At 56.6% G+C, this 19,155-nt stretch carries 23 protein-coding genes; 11 read left to right on the top strand and 12 right to left on the bottom strand.

Annotated elements, in window-relative coordinates:
* Positions 1 to 229: 229 nt before the first annotated feature.
* From phnC to H4684_RS19280, 5 genes are read left to right on the top strand one after another with little or no spacing between them, the layout of a single operon-like run.
* On the top strand, positions 230 to 1,057 hold the full coding sequence (gene phnC / locus H4684_RS19300; RefSeq protein WP_012637488.1) for a phosphonate ABC transporter ATP-binding protein: 828 nt from the start codon (positions 230 to 232) through the stop codon (positions 1,055 to 1,057).
* Positions 1,054 to 1,917 (top strand): phosphate/phosphite/phosphonate ABC transporter substrate-binding protein, encoded by an 864-nt coding sequence (gene phnD, locus H4684_RS19295; RefSeq protein ID WP_192624990.1) that lies wholly within the window; start codon positions 1,054 to 1,056, stop codon positions 1,915 to 1,917. Before phnC ends, phnD begins: the two co-directional genes overlap by 4 nt.
* A gap of 8 nt (positions 1,918 to 1,925) precedes the next feature.
* Positions 1,926 to 2,753, top strand: coding sequence for a phosphonate ABC transporter, permease protein PhnE (gene phnE / locus H4684_RS19290; protein ID WP_010466252.1), 828 nt, complete (start codon positions 1,926 to 1,928; stop codon positions 2,751 to 2,753).
* A gap of 8 nt (positions 2,754 to 2,761) precedes the next feature.
* Positions 2,762 to 3,772 carry a phosphonate dehydrogenase PtxD gene (ptxD, locus tag H4684_RS19285; protein ID WP_003118429.1) on the top strand — a complete coding sequence of 337 codons (1,011 nt, stop codon included), beginning with the start codon at positions 2,762 to 2,764 and terminating at the stop codon, positions 3,770 to 3,772.
* Positions 3,766 to 3,996, top strand: a complete 231-nt coding sequence (locus tag H4684_RS19280; RefSeq protein ID WP_318779663.1) for a LysR family transcriptional regulator — start codon at positions 3,766 to 3,768, stop codon at positions 3,994 to 3,996. The genes ptxD and H4684_RS19280 overlap by 7 nt, the downstream gene beginning before the upstream one ends.
* Positions 3,997 to 4,075: 79 nt before the next feature.
* Here the strand turns inward: H4684_RS19280 and brnA are convergent, their stop codons facing one another.
* The 5 genes from brnA to H4684_RS19255 all read right to left on the bottom strand — a co-directional run bounded on the left by brnA (position 4,076) and on the right by H4684_RS19255 (position 7,142).
* Positions 4,076 to 4,312 (bottom strand): type II toxin-antitoxin system BrnA family antitoxin, encoded by a 237-nt coding sequence (gene brnA / locus H4684_RS19275; protein WP_192624989.1) that lies wholly within the window; start codon positions 4,310 to 4,312, stop codon positions 4,076 to 4,078.
* Positions 4,293 to 4,562 carry a BrnT family toxin gene (locus tag H4684_RS19270; protein WP_192624988.1) on the bottom strand — a complete coding sequence of 90 codons (270 nt, stop codon included), beginning with the start codon at positions 4,560 to 4,562 and terminating at the stop codon, positions 4,293 to 4,295. Before H4684_RS19270 ends, brnA begins: the two co-directional genes overlap by 20 nt.
* A 271-nt stretch (positions 4,563 to 4,833) precedes the next feature.
* Complete coding sequence (locus H4684_RS19265; protein WP_192624987.1) at positions 4,834 to 5,226, bottom strand: helix-turn-helix domain-containing protein; 393 nt, start codon at positions 5,224 to 5,226, stop codon at positions 4,834 to 4,836.
* Positions 5,227 to 5,255: 29 nt separating this feature from the next.
* Positions 5,256 to 5,972 carry a metallophosphoesterase family protein gene (locus H4684_RS19260; RefSeq protein ID WP_192624986.1) on the bottom strand — a complete coding sequence of 239 codons (717 nt, stop codon included), beginning with the start codon at positions 5,970 to 5,972 and terminating at the stop codon, positions 5,256 to 5,258.
* 159 nt (positions 5,973 to 6,131) lie between these two features.
* Positions 6,132 to 7,142 carry a replication initiation protein gene (locus H4684_RS19255; protein ID WP_192624985.1) on the bottom strand — a complete coding sequence of 337 codons (1,011 nt, stop codon included), beginning with the start codon at positions 7,140 to 7,142 and terminating at the stop codon, positions 6,132 to 6,134.
* Positions 7,143 to 7,884: 742 nt separating this feature from the next.
* Between H4684_RS19255 and H4684_RS19250 the strand changes: the two genes are divergently transcribed.
* The 4 genes from H4684_RS19250 (at position 7,885) to H4684_RS19235 (ending at position 11,833) form a co-directional block, all read left to right on the top strand.
* Entirely contained in the window at positions 7,885 to 9,081 is a 1,197-nt protein-coding gene (locus H4684_RS19250; RefSeq protein ID WP_192624984.1) for a DNA-binding protein, read from the top strand.
* A gap of 169 nt (positions 9,082 to 9,250) precedes the next feature.
* Complete coding sequence (locus H4684_RS19245) at positions 9,251 to 9,634, top strand: plasmid mobilization protein (protein WP_192624983.1); 384 nt, start codon at positions 9,251 to 9,253, stop codon at positions 9,632 to 9,634.
* A 5-nt stretch (positions 9,635 to 9,639) separates the two neighbouring features.
* Complete coding sequence (locus H4684_RS19240; protein ID WP_192624982.1) at positions 9,640 to 10,686, top strand: relaxase/mobilization nuclease domain-containing protein; 1,047 nt, start codon at positions 9,640 to 9,642, stop codon at positions 10,684 to 10,686.
* A 712-nt stretch (positions 10,687 to 11,398) separates the two neighbouring features.
* Positions 11,399 to 11,833: a hypothetical protein gene (locus H4684_RS19235; RefSeq protein ID WP_192624981.1), complete on the top strand. Its 435-nt coding sequence runs from the start codon at positions 11,399 to 11,401 to the stop codon at positions 11,831 to 11,833.
* A 113-nt stretch (positions 11,834 to 11,946) separates the two neighbouring features.
* Here H4684_RS19235 and H4684_RS21210 read toward each other — a convergent pair whose 3' ends face one another.
* The 4 genes from H4684_RS21210 to H4684_RS19215 all read right to left on the bottom strand — a co-directional run bounded on the left by H4684_RS21210 (position 11,947) and on the right by H4684_RS19215 (position 14,708).
* Positions 11,947 to 12,321, bottom strand: coding sequence for a type II secretion system protein (locus H4684_RS21210; protein ID WP_318779662.1), 375 nt, complete (start codon positions 12,319 to 12,321; stop codon positions 11,947 to 11,949).
* Positions 12,322 to 12,789: 468 nt separating this feature from the next.
* Positions 12,790 to 12,957 carry a hypothetical protein gene (locus H4684_RS19225; protein WP_192624980.1) on the bottom strand — a complete coding sequence of 56 codons (168 nt, stop codon included), beginning with the start codon at positions 12,955 to 12,957 and terminating at the stop codon, positions 12,790 to 12,792.
* A 48-nt stretch (positions 12,958 to 13,005) separates the two neighbouring features.
* The gene (locus tag H4684_RS19220) at positions 13,006 to 13,662 is read right to left on the bottom strand and encodes a metallophosphoesterase family protein (RefSeq protein WP_192624979.1); all 657 of its coding nucleotides are present in this window, start codon (positions 13,660 to 13,662) and stop codon (positions 13,006 to 13,008) included.
* Complete coding sequence (locus H4684_RS19215; RefSeq protein WP_192624978.1) at positions 13,659 to 14,708, bottom strand: replication initiation protein; 1,050 nt, start codon at positions 14,706 to 14,708, stop codon at positions 13,659 to 13,661. The genes H4684_RS19220 and H4684_RS19215 overlap by 4 nt, the downstream gene beginning before the upstream one ends.
* A 767-nt stretch (positions 14,709 to 15,475) precedes the next feature.
* On the opposite strand from H4684_RS19215, the gene H4684_RS19210 reads away from it, so the two are divergent.
* Entirely contained in the window at positions 15,476 to 16,696 is a 1,221-nt protein-coding gene (locus H4684_RS19210) for a DNA-binding protein (protein WP_192624977.1), read from the top strand.
* Between the two features lie 353 nt (positions 16,697 to 17,049).
* On the opposite strand, the gene H4684_RS19205 is transcribed toward H4684_RS19210, so the two are convergent.
* The 3 genes from H4684_RS19205 to H4684_RS19195 all read right to left on the bottom strand — a co-directional run bounded on the left by H4684_RS19205 (position 17,050) and on the right by H4684_RS19195 (position 18,845).
* Positions 17,050 to 17,187, bottom strand: coding sequence for a hypothetical protein (locus H4684_RS19205; protein ID WP_192624976.1), 138 nt, complete (start codon positions 17,185 to 17,187; stop codon positions 17,050 to 17,052).
* A gap of 7 nt (positions 17,188 to 17,194) precedes the next feature.
* Positions 17,195 to 17,623, bottom strand: coding sequence for a hypothetical protein (locus H4684_RS19200; protein WP_192624975.1), 429 nt, complete (start codon positions 17,621 to 17,623; stop codon positions 17,195 to 17,197).
* 101 nt (positions 17,624 to 17,724) lie between these two features.
* Positions 17,725 to 18,845, bottom strand: a protein-coding gene (locus H4684_RS19195; protein WP_192624974.1) for an IS3 family transposase whose coding sequence is annotated in 2 segments (ribosomal slippage) — positions 17,725 to 18,587 and positions 18,587 to 18,845 — 1,122 coding nt in all. Because the reading frame shifts where the segments join, the coding sequence is not laid out codon by codon here.
* 52 nt (positions 18,846 to 18,897) lie between these two features.
* Here H4684_RS19195 and H4684_RS20835 point away from each other — a divergent pair.
* The coding region (locus H4684_RS20835) for a methyl-accepting chemotaxis protein (protein ID WP_407644778.1) at positions 18,898 to 19,155 on the top strand (258 nt) is incomplete at its 3' end.

Raw genomic sequence — 19,155 nt, 5'->3', positions numbered from 1 at the left:
GACGAGCTCTGGATGGGCCCATTCTCGGTCGCCATATGCTTGAGCATACCCGTTATGCTGTGGAAGAATTTGCAGAACTTGACGCACACAACTTTGCCGCCCCGCTACGGCAGATTCGAAGTATTCATCGAAATGTCATCCTTTAGAAGCAGTGCGGTAACAAGGAATTTCTATCCTTTGCATCGCGAACCGCAATTGTGCGGCCAGCAATATTGCGAAAGGTGATCAAATGATGCCCCATCCGATACAGGACGCCGTGCTGCGGGTCGACCGGTTGAGCGTCGTCTATCCAGGCGGCGTGACAGCCCTACGCGATACCTCGATTGCATTTCGGCGTGGTGAGTTCACCGTGCTGCTTGGTCTCTCGGGCGCAGGCAAGTCGACCTTGCTCCGTAGTCTCAATCGACTCGTCACGCCCACTGGCGGCAGTGTCACCAGCGAACTCGGTGAGCTCGGCAGCGGCTCGGCCTTGCGTCAGCATCGTCGGCGTACCGCCATGATCTTTCAGCACCACCAGCTAATCGAACGTCAAAGCGCACTGGCTAATGTGCTTACCGGTCGGCTGGCCTTTCACAACACGCTCCGCTCGCTGTTTCCTCTGCCGCGTGCCGATCAGGAGATTGCGCTCAGTTGCCTCGCTCGGGTCGGTCTGGCAGACAAGGCGCTAAGCCGGGTGGACAAACTGTCCGGTGGCCAGCAGCAGCGGGTAGGCATCGCGCGTGCGCTAGCGCAACAGCCGGCGATCATTCTGGCCGATGAGCCGGTAGCCAGTCTCGACCCGGCCACTTCGGTCCGTGTTCTCGGATTGCTGCGCGACATCTGCAAGGAAGACGGCATCACCGCCATCGTTTCGCTGCATCAACTCGAATATGCCCGCCGCTTCGCCGATCGCGTCGTCGGGCTGGCCGATTCTCAGATCGTTTTCGATGCCGCGCCCTCGGAACTCACCGATGCGCAGCTTGAGCGCATCTATGCAGGCCGCTCTACGACTCAGCCAGCGAATGCTCCGGCTGAACCACCTGTCATGCTCGAACCTTCACTGGAGATGTCCCGATGAAACGCTTATCCGCGCTCTTATTGACTTGCTTGCTGTCCGCTGTTTCAAGTTTGTCCGCCCTAGCGGCCGATGCCGATCCGGATGTGCTAAAGGTTGCCCTGCTGCCGGACGAAAACGCCTCCGAGCTGATCAAGCGTAACCAGCCGCTGAAGGATTATCTGGAAGAGCATCTGGACAAGAAGGTGCAGCTGATCGTAACCACCGACTATTCCTCGATGATTGAGGCGATGCGCTTTGGCCGTATCGACCTGGCGTATTTCGGTCCGCTGTCCTACGTCATGGCCAAAAGCAAAAGCGACATCGAGCCCTTCGCTGCCATGGTCATCGACGGCAAGCCGACCTATCGCTCGGTGATTATCGCCAATGTGGCGTCAGGCGTGAATGAGTATGCCGACCTTAAGGGCAAGAAGATGGCCTATGGTGACCGGGCATCGACGTCCAGCCATTTGATTCCCAAAACCGTGCTTCTTGAGACGGCCGGTTTGACGGGTGGGCAGGACTACGAACAATATTTTGTGGGCACGCATGACGCCGTTGCCGTCAACGTGGCGAACGGCAACGCCGATGCGGGTGGGCTGTCGGAGGTAATTTTCAATCACGTAGTCGAACGTGGCCTAATCGATCCGAGCAAGGTGAAAGTACTTGGTTACAGCGGCGAATACCCCCAGTACCCCTGGGCGATGCGCTCGAACCTGAGCCCCGAGCTGAAAACCAAGGTGCGGGATGTATTCGTCGGTATCGACGATCCCGAAGTGCTGCGCAACTTCAAGGCCGAGGCCTTCGCGCCAATCACCGACGCCGACTACGATGTGATCCGCAAAATGGGATCGCTGCTCGGCCTCGACTTCGCCACGATGTGAGCACCGATATGTCTACTCATTACGACGTGCAGGCGCTGCCTGCAGAGCAACGCGAGCACATCCTTCGAGGCTTCGGCCTCGGTTGGTGGCGCCAGCTGGGGCAGGTGGCGATTGTATTCGGAGTGGTGCTGTTGGCCTGCTGGTACGTGGGGCTGCTCGATGCCACCACGCTGCTGAACGGGCTGCCCTCCATCGCGACCCTGGCAGGCGAGGCCATGCCGCCAGACTTTTCGGGCTATCGAAGCTGGATTCGCCCCTTGATCGACACCTTGGCGATGAGCATCGCCGGTACGGCCATCGCAGTGGTGTTCTCGCTGGTGGTGGCCTTCGTTGCAGCGCGCAATACGGCGCCGCACCCCCTTGTGTTCGGTGTTGCCCGGGTGCTGCTCAATGCCCTGCGGTCGGTGCCGGAGCTGATCATGGGCATCATCTTCGTTGCAGCCGTAGGGTTCGGCGCCTTGCCGGGCGTGCTTGCCCTGGGTCTGCATTCGGTCGGCATGGTCGGCAAGTTCTTCGCCGAGGCCATCGAGCACGTCGACGAAGCGCCGGTGGAAGCCGCTCGGGCGGCGGGGGCTACGCCGATGCAAGTGCTGCTGCACGCGGTTTTGCCACAGGTGACGCCGCAGTTCGCCGACGTGGCGATCTACCGCTGGGAATACAACTTTCGCGCCTCCACCGTGATGGGCATGGTTGGCGCCGGCGGTATCGGCTTCGAACTCATGGGCTCGCTGCGCATCATGCAGTACCAGGAGGTTGCAGCAATCCTGCTGGTCATCCTGGCCATGGTCACGCTAGTAGACGCCTTCAGTGGCGTGCTGCGCAAACGTTTCAAATAGGACAAACCATGCTGCCGAAACTCGTTATAACTCACCGAGTACACGATGAGATCCTGCAACTGCTGGCGCCACATTGCGAGCTGATGACCAACCAGACCGACAGCACGCTGACGCGCGAGGAAATTCTGCGCCGCTGTCGCGATGCTCAGGCGATGATGGCGTTCATGCCCGATCGGGTCGATGCAGACTTTCTTCAAGCCTGCCCTGAGCTGCGTGTAGTCGGCTGCGCGCTCAAGGGCTTCGACAATTTCGATGTGGACGCCTGTACTGCCCGCGGGGTCTGGCTGACCTTCGTGCCTGATCTGTTGACGGTCCCGACTGCCGAGCTGGCGATCGGACTGGCGGTGGGGCTGGGGCGGCATCTGCGGGCAGCAGATGCGTTCGTCCGCTCTGGCGAGTTCCAGGGCTGGCAACCACAGTTCTACGGCACGGGGCTGGATAACGCTACGGTCGGCATCCTTGGCATGGGCGCCATCGGACTGGCCATGGCTGATCGCTTGCAGGGATGGGGCGCGACCCTGCAGTACCACGAGGCGAAGGCTCTGGATACACAAACCGAGCAACGGCTCGGCCTGCGCCAGGTGGCGTGCAGCGAACTCTTCGCCAGCTCGGACTTCATCCTGCTGGCGCTTCCCTTGAATGCCGATACCCAGCATCTGGTCAACGCCGAGCTGCTTGCCCTCGTACGGCCGGGCGCTCTGCTTGTAAACCCCTGTCGTGGTTCGGTAGTGGATGAAGCCGCCGTGCTCGCGGCGCTTGAGCGAGGCCAGCTCGGCGGGTATGCGGCGGATGTATTCGAAATGGAAGACTGGGCTCGCGCGGACCGGCCGCGGCTGATCGATCCTGCGCTGCTCGCGCATCCGAATACGCTGTTCACTCCGCACATAGGGTCGGCAGTGCGCGCGGTGCGCCTGGAGATTGAACGTTGTGCAGCGCAGAACATCATCCAGGTATTGGCAGGTGCGCGCCCAATCAACGCTGCGAACCGTCTGCCCAAGGCCGAGCCTGCCGCATGTTGAATCCGGTCTGGCTGAAGAGCCTGGTAGCGATCGTTCAAACAGGCAGTTTTCAGAGCGCGGCGAGGGCGTTGGGGCTGGCCCAGCCGACGGTGTCGCAGCACTTGCAGAAGCTTGAAGAGCAGGTCGGCGTAACGCTGGTGCAGCGCAGTCGTAGCGGCTGCCAGCCTACCACACGGGCGCTGGCCTTCATGCCGCATGCGACCGCCTTGCTCGAAGATTGTTAGAGGGTTACCGAAAATCTGACCCCCCTTGACCATTCGCTTATGCGCATCCGAGCCGCCTTCTGGCGGCTTTTTCATGCCGTCACGCCCTAAGTCCGTGCGCCCCTTTCTCCAAACAGTTTGCCAGCCAGACTTTGACCAAAGCTTGCCTAGTCACGCCAAGGTGTTTGGCTTCGCGGTCCAGAGCTTCGACCATCCACAAGGGGAAGTCCACATTCACACGCTTGATTTTGTTGGGTCGAAAAGCCCTCTCCAGATCCACGAACTGCTCGATATCGCCGCTGTTGTCGAAATGCTCGTCAAATTCCTTCGCTTTCATACCACTTCACCTCGTTATCCCGCGATCTACGCACGGAAATGATTCTAACCGCCTTGCCTCTGCATGTGGCAATAGCAGTCCAGTGCTTGCCGCCCATGCGCCCAATGTAGGCAATACGCCGCTCGTCTTCGAACCGCAGAGGCAGGGCGAGCAAATTTTCATCATCCCACAGAACTTGCGCTTGGATGAAATCAACGCCGTGCTTGGTTTTGTTGACAGCGCTTTTGGTCGGATCAAATTCGAAATTCATATATTTATGGTATAAAAACACCATGCTCCGAGGTCAACCCCAAAAACCTAACACATTACGTCCTTACATTCCTTACATCGTTTTTTAGGACAGAGACAGAGCCTAAAAACTCATATCCATGGACAACAATATTTCTTTATGAAAACTCTTAAAGAAAAACTGGGCATAATGAATCTGAAGAATTTGGATGGGTTGTGGCGTCGTGTATTTATTGTAACAATTAGAGCGATTCTGGAGGTTGGACAATTGGTCCAAGCCTTGTTGTCTTTTATCATCGGTTAAAAATCCTCGCCCAGAAACTACGCTTCGGTTCTGGTTGTGGTGCCGCTGTCAACGCCTTGGCCTGCATTTGCCAGGCGTCCGCCTGGTCTTGCCACCGGTCACGTTCAGACCGCACCTCGGCAAGTAAGGCTTCTAGTCCTTGAATCCTTGCTTTTAGTTCGCGGTTTTCGGCATCAGAGGTGTCAACCGTGCTGTCTTTAGTTGTAAAGTTTGGTTCATTAAGGTTGACAAGCGGGTACACCCGGTGAAGTTCTGCCGCGTCAACTTCAAGTATTCCCTGAGCATTTTTAGTGGCCGAAATCTTGCCCTTTTTAACGGCGGCGTGGATTGCTTGGCGGCTCATTCCCGTAGCTTTCGCTGCTTGCTGGATGGTGTAAAGCATCTGTAAACTCCGTTTTCTAGTGCTTGCACCTAGAAAATGGCAGAAGTCAATCGCACTTCGCGAGGATTCAGCCAAAAAAGTCCATCCTCGGGCTTCAGCCACTCAATCATCAGCCCCGACATCCCGACCCCTTCCACGCGGATCCCGCCGTCCAGGGTGGCGCTGTAGCGCTCATGGTGGTGCCCATGGATGAGTATCTTTGCGCCGATGGCCCTGGCAATGTCGCCGATGAGTGGGAAGCCCATAGTGTGGCTTTCGGGAGCCTCATGTGTGACCAGTACGTCCACTTGGCCGGTGAGTAGCAGCAGCGCTCCCAGGTCCTCCGGGAAGATCGTCGTCAGGTCTACCGGCGCATTGCGCCCACCCTGCCTTTGCTGTGCGATGCTCGCCCGAGTGTCGTATGGACAGATTAGGTCCACCTCGTCCAGGCGGGTGGTTTGGTCCACGCCGAAAAGGTTTGAGCGAAATATGCCGCCCAATCCTGCGATCCGGACGCCCTCGATCTCGACGACTCGGCAGTGCAGATTCCGAGCAGCCATGGACTCATGGTGCGTCAGGTAATCTAGGTAGTCGCTGTCGTGATTCCCATAGATCCACCAAGTCTTCGGGGCCACGCCAGGGCCCAACTCATCCACCAGGGACACCTGGGGCTCCTGGTCGCCCAAGAGTATTACAGCCGAGGCCCTACTGGCCTCCTCGATGAGGGGCACGAAGTCCCCGTGGGCATCACCAGCAAACAGAATCATATTTTTCTCCTCAACCCGCCTTTCACCGTCGAAGTGAAGTACAGAACTATCAAATAATGGCAGTTCTGTACTTCACTTGTCACAACAGGCGATGAAGATGCTCATAGTACGAAAGTCTAAAAAAATTGCACTACCGTACTAATATGCCCAGTTTGTCGGTCACTGGTTGTTCAATGGTAGTTTAGCTTGCTTCGGTGTGAGCTCGTCTTTTAATGCTCTGAAGACATATCCGCCAAGGCTTGTTTTTCTGTTCTCTTTCGGCAGGTTGTCGAAGCGGCCCCGGATGCGTGGCAGCTTATCCATGATTTCGTGTTCGCGGCCGGTGCTGGCTGCAAGGTTCGCTATTTGGCGGGCCTGGGCCGAGCTCACGCGGTATTCTTCGCGAAGCAACTTCGCCAAGTCAGGGGCGCTGTCGGCTCCGGTGTCCAGCTTTTTGGCTACGGCTCGGATCCGCTCTTGCGGGTTCTTCGTGGACTCGTTGTCGCGGATTAGGAAGAGAAAGCCGACTACGCGGCGACCTCGTTTTTTCTGGGCATACTGGATCATCAGGTCTGACGTGCCGTTTATCTCGGCAATGGCCGGATCGATCACGCGTTTTTTTAGGTCTCCAATCCTCGGATACAGGTCAGGCACTCCGACCTTACGTTTGAATTCCTCCACCTCGATTTCCCGCTGCCCAATTTTTTTAAATTGTTTGAGCAGTTCATACACGCGCCAACTCGATGCCTTGGAAAACTGATACACATCTTTGATTCTGTACTGCGTGAACTGCTCTTTAAGGCCAAGAAGATGCGGGACTAGGTCTTCGTCAAATCGGATCCAAACGCGGCCTTCTCCGTCGTGGTATTTTTGCTTGGAAATAAGGCCGACTTTTACGCGGCTGCCGTCCAAGGTTTGGTCTGGCTGGAGCGTAATGAGTTTTCGTTGGAACTGATCCGCTAGGGTTTCGATCTCCCGATAGGCGTTCTTTGGGTCTACATCGAAAGCTTTGGCAAATTCCATGACGGGAATTTCTAGTTCAACGGGTTTGCCGATCTCGATTTTTTGGGTGCGGTCAAGCAGGGAGATGGCGAACGCCAAGAAACGGTTTCCCTGCAGCGAGAGGTCGAAGGTCGCGTTGATGAGTGCGTTCGACTTGACCACGAGCGAAGTTTCTTTGGGTGATTCCATGCGACCTATATAACGACAGACTCTGTCTATGTCAAGCAATGCCGTAAATTTGTCGTTTTTTGACCGTAAATTTGTCGTTTTTTGACCGTAAATTTGTCGTTTTTTCGGAGTGCAAAATGCTAAAATCACTGCCAAAAACAGCTCTTAAAAGTATAAAAAGCAACTAAAAGTAAGAATTACTTACGAAGAAAAACAGGAAGGCATGGTCCTTCGGACCCTCGGTGCCGCTTAGATGCGGGCTAACGCCCGCGCGGCGTCATCGCGCTTTGAACGAAACGATCGCACAATTCGTCACATCGCTTGCAAAAGACAAAAGGCAGGCTGTGAAGGAGTCGCTGCGCTCCAAAGGCATAAGGCAAGGATTCTAAAGATCCATAGCTCCTGCACTGCGAGAGTGTTGATTTTACCCACCCTAAACGGGTGGTTTCGCACACCTTCCGCTGGACAAGGATATGCCCAGCGTCCGGCGGCGGGGATTTTATTTAGAGAATTAATATGCGAAGCCCTCTTTTTTAAGACTGGCCGCCGCCGAGGAGGCGCTATCCTGCGCCCCGCAGGCGTGCGGAACCGTGCGTGACACGGAGTGGGAATGGTCTTTGCGTTACCACCCGGGGCGAAGCGGCCATGTCATATTGTAGCGTTCGGCGGCTGTATCGTATTCTTTTCCTTGACATTTCGTATTGTATTATGTATTGTATTCATATTAATACAAAATATGAAATACGAAGCGGAGGGATACGATATGGCACGGGAAGGCGTGACTTATGAAATGGTGGCAGCGGTAGCGGACAAGATGGTTGGAGAGGGGGGCAACGTCACCATCATGGGCGTACGCGACGCCCTGGGGACGGGGTCGCCAAACACGATCCACCGCCACCTGCAGGTGTGGCGGTCCATGCGGCCGCAGGCGGCAGCGGCGGCATTTGAGTTGCCAGCGGAGCTGGTCAATGCGTTTGGGCGGGAGTTGGCCAAGGCAGCCGCTGCGGCGCGGGCAGAGATTGAGGAACAGCTTGTTGAGTCGCAGATGGCGGCGGACCATCTTTCGAACGTCGGCGAGTCGTTGGAGGGCGAGCGCGAGGAGTTGGCCGCACAGCTTGCGGAGATGACCACGGCCAAGGACGCGGCGACGGCGACGGCAGCGGCGCACGCTGCTGAGATTCAGCGCCTGGCCGAGGCTGTGGACCGGGAGCGGAAAAGCGCCGAGGAAGCGAGGCTGGATCTGGCCACGGCTAGGCTCAAGATCGAGGGGCAAGCCGAGAAGGCCGCCGAACAGGCGGCCAAGATCCAGGGGCTGGAGGCAGAGCTGGGCAAGGCCCGAGAGGCCGCGCAGGCGGCGGCGGTGGATCTGCGCGGCGTGCAAACCGAGCTGGTGGCCGAGCGCAAGGTGCTGGTCGAGCAGGCGGCGGAAGTGGCGGACCTCAAGCAGAGCTTGAAGGCCGCAGCGGAGGCGGTGGCCGCCGAGCGGGAGGCTGTTGCAGAGGTTCGCAGCCACGCGGCTGCAGAGCGGAAGCTGGCCGCCGAGGCCCTGGCCACGGCGCAGGGCGAAGCCAGGGATCTGGCCACGCAGGTGGCCGCGCACGCGGCGGACCTCAAGGCGCAGGGCGAAGCCCTGGCCAAGACCGAGGCCCTGGCCGAGAAGCTCGCCGGGGAGCTGGCCTCAGAGCGGCAGAGCTGCCAGGGTCTCGTCGCGCAGCTCCGGGGGGATCTCGCTGCCGCTGAGAAGCAGGTTGCCTCCGCCACGGCGAAGGCCGACGGCGCTGCCGAGGCCAAGGCCTCCGCGCTCGCGGATCTCGCCACGCTCCGTGCCGAGCTGGCCGAGGTCCGGGCGGACCTCAAGGCCGAGCGCCAGGCTCACCGCGACGAGCTGGTGGCACTCCGGGCGGAGCTTGCCGACGCCCGCAAGCCCCTCCCGGCTGCCCCCGCCAAGGCCGCCGAGTAGCCCCCAGGCCCATTCTAGACAGCGCCCTGCGAGCTGAATATGGTGGGCCTGATTTTGGTTAGGAGCAAGGGCTAACTTGCCTCCGGCAAGTTTCCCCGTTTCCCCAAGGGGAAACGCCCCCGCTCGCGTTGCTCAGGGGGTTGCGAAGCAAAGACAGGAGGATCTGCCCATGGCAGGAAAGAGAGGTCCGGCCCCGAAGCCGGACGAAGAAAAGAGGCAGGTGCGCGTGTCCGTGTACCTGACCCCCGCCGAGCTGTCCGAGCTGGACCAGCGTCGGGGCGGGATGGAGCGGAGCGAATGGCTTCGCCGCGCAGGCCTGGCCAAGCGATTGGCCCCAGCCATCCCGGCGGTGAACCGGGAAGCATGGGCGGCCCTGGCCAGGACCGCCGCGAATCTGAACCAGATCGCGCGGTCGATGAACGCCGCTGGCCAGCTCCGCGACGCAGATTTGGTCGGGATCCTAGCGGAGCTGCACGGCCAGGTTCAGGCCCTGCGGTCTGACCTGGTCGGCGCAGGCGTCCACCAGGTGGTGGCCGAGGAGGATCCGTCGTGAAGGGGATGCAGAAGATCCAACGCGGGAGCGGGTTTCGCGGTTGTGCCGAGTACCTGCTCGACCACGACGGCGGACGCGTTGTCGGGGGGAACATGGGCGGGATCACGGCCAGGGCACTGGCCTCCGAGTTCGGCGTGGCGAGGCGGCAGCGTCCCGACATCGGGAGGCCGGTGTGGCACAACTCCTTGCGCCTTCCGGCAGATGAGCGGGTGGAGATGACCGACGAAAAGTGGGCGGCCCTGGCCGACGACTACATGGCCGCCATGGGGTTCACTCCGGAACACCCACGCGTGTACGTGCGGCACGACCCGGACCACCTGCACATCCTTGCCAGTCGCGTTAGTCTTGGCGGGAATGTGTATCTGGGCCGCAACGAGAACCTGCGGTCCACAGGGCTTATCGCCTCGCTGGAACGGGCCTACGGCTTAACCGTGACCAAAGGCGTGAAGAAGACCTCGGCGGGACGCATCACGTCGCCAGAGGTTCGGAAAACACGGGTTGGGGAGCGGCGCCGATATGAACGGCTAGTGGGCGACCCGCCACGGGAGCGACTGCAGCAGCTCGTAAGCGAGGCGGCGCAGGGGAAGCCCAGCGCTAGCGCGTTTGTGGCACGCCTCCAGGCGCAGGGCGTCAGCGTCTGGCCGAAGTTCACGGGTGAGCACCTGGATGGATTCAGCTTCGGGCTGGGCAGGGTCGCGTTCACTGGCCAGCAGCTCGGGGATAAATTCCGGTGGGGGCGGCTCAAGAAGGCCGGGGTCAGCTACGATCCGGCCCGAGACATGGACGTGCTGCTCGCTGCTCAGCCCGTGGATCCGGCCGCGTTGGCCGAGGTCGTGGTCCAGGTCGAAGCGGAGCCTGTGGGGATCGCCCCCGAGGTGGAGCAGGATCGGCCGGCGATAGCTGAAGGCCTCGACCTGACCCCTGAGGAGTTGGATGTGGCAAGGAGGATCGAGGAAGAGAAGAAGGAATTTGAAGCGATCCAGAAGCAACTAGAGCAGAAGGATGCCTCTGAGGAGCAGTCGAAGTTAGTGCCAAGAATGCCGAAAATGTAGGAGGTATTCGCGCTCATCTTGGGAGCACCAATAACCCGTCCTTAGTAGAAATACACACAGCAGAACGGGGGGTGGCGCTAATGTTTGATGATGTTATATGGGCAATCGAATTGGTATTGGTGATTTTGCAGTGCATAAACAGATAGAGATGTGTGCTGGTCGAAGATTAAACGGGAGGGTCGCACAGGATTTGTGTGCGACCCTGGAGGAGTCGGAATTGTACGAATTTGAGGCTATGGACTAGGGGCTTTTCACTACCACATAGAAACCAACGCGAAAGCATAGCAACCCCCACCTGGTTAGAAGTACCCCCCCACCTAGACCACCCCGCCCCCGTCCCCGTGCGCCTAGTGTGATATCTCTACACACATAATTTGAACCTAGACCTTTTAAACAACATCCATCTACAAACATCTACCTTCAACCATCACAACAGCTTATCCTAGTCGCTAGCCTCAAACATAATTCCCCTACTCCTCGGTATGATATATAGGGACAAGGATATACACCCCGCATTGATGCCCTAGAGCGATGAATTAAACACTATGTTGAATAATTAGAATCACTTGAGCTATCAATGCCGCTATAAACCACGCTATCAACCAACACCAACTAGCCCCTACTTGTTTATATCAACTAGACCTCTAAGCCATTGCATGAAATAGTGATGCGCATATCCAAGTTAATAGCAACAAAACAGGGGTAGTTAACGATGGTTTATAGTCTGACACAGGCGGCACAGGCTACCGGATTGACTAGGCAGGGGATATTAGCTGCAATCAAACGTGGTACTATCAGCGGGTCAAAGAACGCTCAAGGGCAATGGGAGATAGACGCGGCTGAACTCCATAGGGTGTACCCACTAGCAACAGTTGATAGCAGCGTGAACACCCTAGTTGGCAGCAGCGTTACCCCTGACAACACCCTATCAACACAAGCTATCAACACGCTGCAACAACGGCTAGCTGTCACTGAGGCTCTGTTGCAAGAAGCACGTGGCCAGGTGGACGAGCTGAAGGCAGATAGGGAAGCATGGAAGAATGAGGCCCAGGCATGGCAGAACCAAACCAAGGCGTTGACGGCAGCACCTAGCCTTGAGCCGAAGAAACGCAGTTTGTTGGCGAGATTATTTCTAGCTAGAGATTAATCATGCACGAATAATGATCATAAAAAAGCCCCCATCATTAAATAGACGGGGGCTTAATAATATAAAAAAATGAAATGTTGGTAATTATTAGATCAACGAATCACTTTTACCATTTATGGATTTATAAGAGAACAGTTAGCAGCACCATTGTCGATTGCAACTTTGATCGGTATTTTATTATAAACATCAGTTGACGCAATCTCAGTCATAGTAACATTTCCTTCTGCAGTGGCGTTTACAGTTGCCGCTATTTTATTGTTCGGCATAGCTGTATTACAAACAATTTCAGCAGTATTATTCAGCGCCCATTGAGCAGCAGCTTCAGACATGCAGTTTTTTAAGTCAGAATTACACGCTGCAACGGCTGCATTTTTCTTATACTTCGTAAACTGCGGAATAGCTATCGCCGCCAAGATACCGATGATCGCCACAACGATTAGCAGCTCGACCAGGGTAAAGCCTTTCTCATTCTTCCTGAACATGCCCATATTACCTCCCAAAAATTGTTAGAAATCCACGCTTGTAAATGGGCAGCTATCATACTCCGTGCCAAGATGTCATCTCTTTTAGTCTCGGGATGTTATCAATCATAGCGTAATTTATATAATTATATACTGACAATATTTGTCACTCATCAACCAATTATTAGTAGTCACATCCTCGAATATCGGCCATTCGACTTAGCAATACACGATAGGGCTAGGTGACAATATTTGTTCGGCCTCTTTTCAAAAACCACCATTGCCTTTTACGCTCTTCCTCGCTAATTTCTCTTTAGTCACGACGCCGCCATGCTTGTAACTGGTTCCGGTTTCGTGATTAGGCGTGATTGTGCTGGGTTGCGCGATCACGCCGTTTTCGTTTTAGCCCTTCTCGTTACTCCGTCTTATCAACCAGGGCGGATCTTGCCTCTTTTCTTGCTGGATTCTTCACCCTCAATGCTGCCTTTCATCCCATCAAGTGTTCCGGCTCAGGTTGAAGTCCCTGGCGATCTGCCCAATCGACTTCTCGTCTCGGCCATGGGCCAGCTTGATCTTGCGTATTGTCTCCACCGTCAGCATCTCCTCATTTCCCTCCATGGCGTTCAGTCGAACGACCTTGAAGGTCTTGCCGGAGACGGTCAATTTTCGATGCCGATTACCACGAGAGGTGGGTCATTATTGCATGCCGATTCACACCGTCGTCATATCGCCCGGCATCCCGACCCCCTCGACGCGGATGCTACCGTCCAAGGTGGCGCTGTAGCGCTCATGGTGGTGACCATGGATGAGCATCTTGACCTTTAACGCCCGGGCGAGGTCTCCGAGGAGCTGATACCCGAGCTTGTGGCTCTCCGGAGCTTCGTGTGTAATCAGCACATCGATGCGGGTTCTTTTAGCGACTTTTAGAAGGGCTTTTATGTCGTCCGGAAAAATGCTCGTGAAGTCTGCGGGGTACGCTCGCCCACCCCTCCGTAGTTTGATCCATGCTTCCCGGTAGTCATGTGGGCAGTTCAGATCCACTTCGGCCAGACGTGTAGTCTGATCCACCTCGAATTTCTTTGCGCGAAACACCCCGCCCAGACCCGCGATCCGCACGCCCTCGACCTCGACCACCTGACAATGCAGGTTCCGGTTGGCCATGGATTTGTGATTTTCAAAGTAGTTCAGGTAATCGCTGTCGTGGTTGCCGTAGATCCACCACGTCTTTGGGGCCACGCCAGGGCCTAACTCGCCCGCAAGGTCGCTCAGCGGCTCCTGGTCACCCAAGAGCACCACGGCCGAGGCCTCGCCGGCCTCCTCGATGACGGGCACGAAGTCCCCGTGGGCATCACCAGCAAACAAGATCATATTTCCTCCTCAACCCGCTTTTCATGGGTTTCGGCGGAGAGGGCTACTACGGGATTCTCTTTCTCAAGCACTGCTGCGGCGTATGCGCCGAGCTTCCCCTTGACCTTGCCCGCGAGCTTGTCGTGCTGGATCTTTTCCATGATCGCCCGCAGCTCGGGTTCGTGTCCGACGTACAGACGTGCGATCTTGCGGGCGCGGGGCAGACTAACGCCAAATGCGTTATGCATGGCCTGAGCGTATTTCAGGATTTCGTGCTGATCTTTACTGCCCATGCCCGGCAGCGTGGCCATGGTGCGGCGGATCTTCTCGCGGGCAGACATATTTGCGGGGTTGTCGTCGATGACGAATCTGAGATGGGTGACCGCCCTATTTTCAGTCTTTTTTTCCAGCGCCAGCTTGATGTCCGACTCTGCGGACACCTCTTTCACGGCGTTCTGGATGATCGTCCGGTTTAGTTCGCCAAAGCCTTTTTGGTACTCATCGGGTTTGATGCCCATGTACTTTCGGAACTGCTCTACGGTCATCCAGGGTGTACAGCCTTTGCCCGTAATCTTGTCCTTGTTGTCCCGGTAGTCGAGGCCAAGCTCGTACAGTGGGAGCGCGTACTTCGTCTTTTTAAAGCGCCGCTCGATGAGCATATTGATGCGTGCGAACATCGTGCTGCTGGCTATGAAACCGCGCAGCGTCCGCGCAATGCCGAACGTGATGAACGCGCCGCGCATTTCCGGTTCTTGGATGAACTTGTAGTAACCCCAACTCGGGCCGCCCTTTCCCCGGCCTACGCCGAGGTCATTCCACTCCACAGAGCCGTCACCCAGTTCCTTAAGCCATCCCCTGAGGGCTACCTCGTTCCTGGTGCGCATGTAGTCCTCAACGACCTTCCGTGGAATCGAGAAGATGTGGATTTCGTCGATAAGCGGGATTTCGTCGTAGCACCACGCGAGAAAGCAGTTGAAAAGTCGCATGGCAGGGCCAGAGAGGTCGTGGTTGATGTGGATGCAACCGCTGGGCTTGTCTAGATAGTCTGGAATTTTTGGCTGGGTCATGAATACGTGTATATCACGACAAGTGTATCTTGTCAAGGACATCTATACATTTCAACACAAAGGCATACATTTTACGCCCGCCCTTCAACACAAAGGCATACATTTTACCTGTCTATTTCCAACACAAAGGCATACATTTTACGAGTTTCAGCCCAACAATTTCAGTATATTACCCGGCCGCGTATGCTTCTTAAAGCATGCATAAAGAATGAAAAAGAAAGGCATGGTCCTTCGGACCCTCGGTGCCGCGTAGATGCCCGCTAACGCCGGCGCGGCGTCATTGTTCTTTGAACGAATGATTCACCCAACTCGTCCCATCGCTTGAAAAGGCAAAAAGACAGGCATTGAGGGTGTCGCTGCGCTCCAAAAGCAAAAGACAAGGGCGCTTGGTCCTGTAGACCCTACCTTGCGAGGATTTTCGATCTTCTCCATCCCAATCGGAAGGTTCCGCCCACCTCCCGCCGGACAAAGATATGTCCAGCGTACGGTGGCGGGGGATTTTTTGAAGTGGACACATGTAAACACGTGTCCACTTTTTAAAAGCTGGCCGCCGCCGAGGAGGGCGCTATCCTGCGCCCCCACAGGCGGGCGGAACCGTGCCGTAAGCACGGAACAGGGGCGATCTTTGCGCTACCGCCCCTAGTCGTGTTGTCGCGGCCAGGAGCTGTATCGTATTTTTTTTCTTGACGAGTCGTATCATATCATATAATGTATCTGTATTGATACGGAATATAGAATACGAAATATGATACGGTACGGAGGATGTCATGGCACGAGAAGGGATCACATACGACCAGGTGGCGCAGGTGGCGGACAAGATGGTGGCCGACGGACATCAGCCCACTATCCGGGCCGTCAGAGATGCTTTGGGCACGGGGTCGCCGAACACGGTGCACGCGCACCTACAGGCGTGGCGGGCCGCCAGGCCCCAAGCGCAGGCGCAAGCACCGGAGCTGCCCAGCGAGCTGGTCTTAGCTCTGGCGCAGGAGATTGAACGAGCGGCCGCCCGGGCGCGGTCCGAGGTCGAGGGGCGACTGGTGGACGCCCAAGCCGAGGCGGGGGATTTGGCCACCGCAGGGGCAGCTCTGGAGGCGGAGCTGGCCGAGGCCATAATCAGGGTCGAAGCTCTGACCACCGAGCGGGACCAGGCACAGGCCACTGCACTGGAGCGGGCTGCGGAGATTCAACGCTTGGTCGAGGCCGTGGATCGGGAGCGTCGGAGTGCCGAAGAGGCCCGCCTGGAGCTGGCCAGGGTTCAGCTTACTGCCGAGGCCAAGGACCGATGGATTGAGGAACAAGCCGCCGAGATCAAGGCCCTGAAGGTCGAGCTGGTCGAGGCCCAGGGGGCCAAACAAGCGGCGGCCGTGGAGGTCTCCCGGCTCCAGGCAGAACTGGCCGCAGAGCGGACGGCCAAGGCAGAGCTGGCCCATGATCGGGACTCCCTCAAGGAATCCTTGAAAGCAGCCGGGGACCGGCTGGCCCAGGCCCAGGTTGATGCCGCTGCTGAGCGCAAGGTCGCAGGCGAAGCCTTGGCTGCAGCCAGGGCGGATGTGGCTGAGGTGCAGAGCCAAGCCGCCGCCGAGCGTAAGGTTGCGGCAGAGGGGCTGGCCCATGCCAAGGCCGAGGCCAGAGAGCTGGGCTCCCGCGTGGCTTCGCTGACGGCAGAGCTGAAGGGTCATGCTGAGGCGTTGGCCCAGGTCAAGGCTAAGGGAGATGCCCAGGCCGCAGAGCTGGCTCAGGCGCTGGCGTCCCTGGCGGCGGCCACGGCGAAAGCCGAAGGCGCTGCCGAGGCCAAGGCTGCTGCGGTGGCGGATCTCGCGGCACTCCGCGCTGAGCTGTCCGAGGTCCGGGTAGACCTCAAGGAGGAGCGCAAGGCGCATAAGGCCGAGCTGTCCGCCCTTCGCCTGGAGTTGGACACGGCCCGGGCTGAACGTGCCGATGCCGAGACTAGGCAGTCTGTCCCTGTCCAGGCCCAGGCTGCCGAGTAGACAGGTAGGCCCACTGTAGACAGCTCCCTGCGAGCTGGATATGGTGGGCCTGATTTTTGGCTAGGAGCAAGGGCTAACTTTCCGGAGGAAAGTTTCTACCCTGCTGTGGAGTAACAAAATAGTTTTAAAATGAAATCCCACAAAAAATCCAATTTTGTAATGCTGACGCCCACAAAATAACATAATAATTCTAAAATATAAATCAACGAATGACTACTCGCAACCAACAAAAATAACAAAATAATTCTAAAATAGAACTATTGAGCATACATGAAGCTCCAGTCTTTGTGCGATTTATGTGTAAAGTTCGGCTTGCTCATGCTCGAGATCATCTCTTGCAAACCATACAAGCATCACTCTGGCGTCACCTTGCGAAATCCTGCAATCGTAAATCCTTCAGGAACAGGCTTGTAAGGATCATCCTCCTTCGGCCAGCGCTTCGCTCGGCTTTGAAATGCTCGCAAGTTGGCAATATCTAATTCAACGATCACTACATGCTCATTGAGCCCCCCCCCTCAACCGGCAAGCATCACGCATGTAATCCTTTTTCGCAGGAGTTCTCACGCGGCTGTCTCCATAACGCCGGTTGTTTACCAATGCGATATGCGCGTGAACATCCAAACTCGCCGACTCCACCAGTGCTGCAAACGTCTCCAGATCCTGGTTCCAAGAAAGCACCATCATACAATCCACATTACCCTGAAACTGCTGTCTATGAGCAATGTTCTGCAATTCAGAGCAAACCAATACGCCGAAACAGAAACCCCCGTGATTGTAAACAGGCTTTCTGACACCAGCGAAATGACTAGACCACTCCAGTCCAAATGTACTTAGCAATGTCTCTTCTTCACCTACAGCAGGTAGGGACTTGGCCTGTCGTATCTGTACAGAAGAGGGAAATCCAAGCCGATCATCGGCCAACACCAAGACAGCCTCACTATGGATGTCAGGCTTCTTTCCGTGGTGATAATCAAGCCCTGCAATTAAGCTGATACCGGCTGACCTGCCCCCAGGATTAAATACAAGGCTCAGTTAGTAATGTCGGATCCTTCACTCTCAGAATTACCCTTTCTCCAGCTCGCTGCAAATTCAGACGGCGTCTGATAATTCAGCGTGGAGTGCGGGCGACATTCGTTATAATCCTGACGCCATTCGCTGATGGTTTTCCTGGCATGACTGACGTCGCTGAACCAGTGTTCATTCAGGCATTCATCGCGAAAGCGTCCGTTAAAACTCTCAATAAATCCGTTCTGTGTCGGCTTGCCGGGCTGGATAAGTCGCAGCTTCACTCCATGCTCAAAAGCCCACTGATCGAGCGCGCGGCAGGTAAACTCCGGGCCCTGATCGGTTCTTATCGTAGCCGGATAGCCGCGAAACAGCGCAATGCTGTCCAGAATACGCGTGACCTGCACGCCTGAAATCCCGAAGGCAACAGTGACCGTCAGGCATTCCTTTGTGAAGTCATCGACGCAGGTAAGGCACTTGATCCTGCGACCAGTAGCCAGCGCATCCATGACGAAATCCATCGACCAGGTCATGTTGGGCGCCGCCGGGCGGAGCAGCGGCAGACGTTCTGTTGCAAGCCCTTTACGACGACGTCTGCGTTTAACGCCCAGCCCTTTCAGATGATAAAGGCGGTACACGCGCTTGTGATTAACCAGAAGCCCTTCACGCCGCAGTAACTGCCATATGCGGCGGTAGCCAAAACGCCTGCGCTCCAGTGCCAGTTCAGTAATGCGCCCTGATAAATGGGCATCAGCCGCCGGACGCTGAGCGTCATAGCGGCAGGTCGACAGGGACAAACCTGTGAGTCTGCAGGCACGACGTTGCGACAGACCGGTCGCATCACACATCAACACCACGACTTCGCGCTTCTGGTCTGTCGTCAGTACTTTCGCCCAAGAGCCACCTGAAGCGCCTCCTTATCCAGCATGGCCTCGGCGAGCAGCTTCTTGAGTCTGGCGTTCTCTTCCTCAAGCGACTTCAGGCGCTTAACCTCAGGCACCTCCATGCCGCCATACTTCTTACGCCAGGTATAAAACGTGGCGTCGGAAATGGCGTGCTTGCGGCAGAGCTCTCGGGCAGAAACTCCGGCTTCAGCCTCGCGGAGAATACTGATGATCTGTTCATCGGAAAAACGCTTCTTCATGGGGATGTCCTCATGTGGCTTATGAAGACATTACTAACATCGCGGTGTATTAATCAACGGGGAGCAGGTCAATGCGGCCGGAAGAGCAGACACTGAGACGGCATCTGGCCAGCGTCTGGTAGCCCACACAAGCCAGTCAATCACTGCCCTTGAAGGTGAAATTAGGCAAGCCGCTCAGGTTATTCATGAGCTTGAAGGTCAAAGTAACGAGATATCAAAAGTTCTTGACGTTATACGAGGGATCGCCGAGCAAACGAATTTGTTGGCACTAAACGCAGCAATTGAGGCCGCGCGTGCTGGTGAGCAGGGG

Source organism: Desulfomicrobium macestii, assembly GCF_014873765.1.
In the GTDB taxonomy this organism is placed as follows: Bacteria; Desulfobacterota; Desulfovibrionia; order Desulfovibrionales; family Desulfomicrobiaceae; genus Desulfomicrobium; species Desulfomicrobium macestii.
This window is presented reverse-complemented; position numbering and strand designations above follow the sequence as displayed.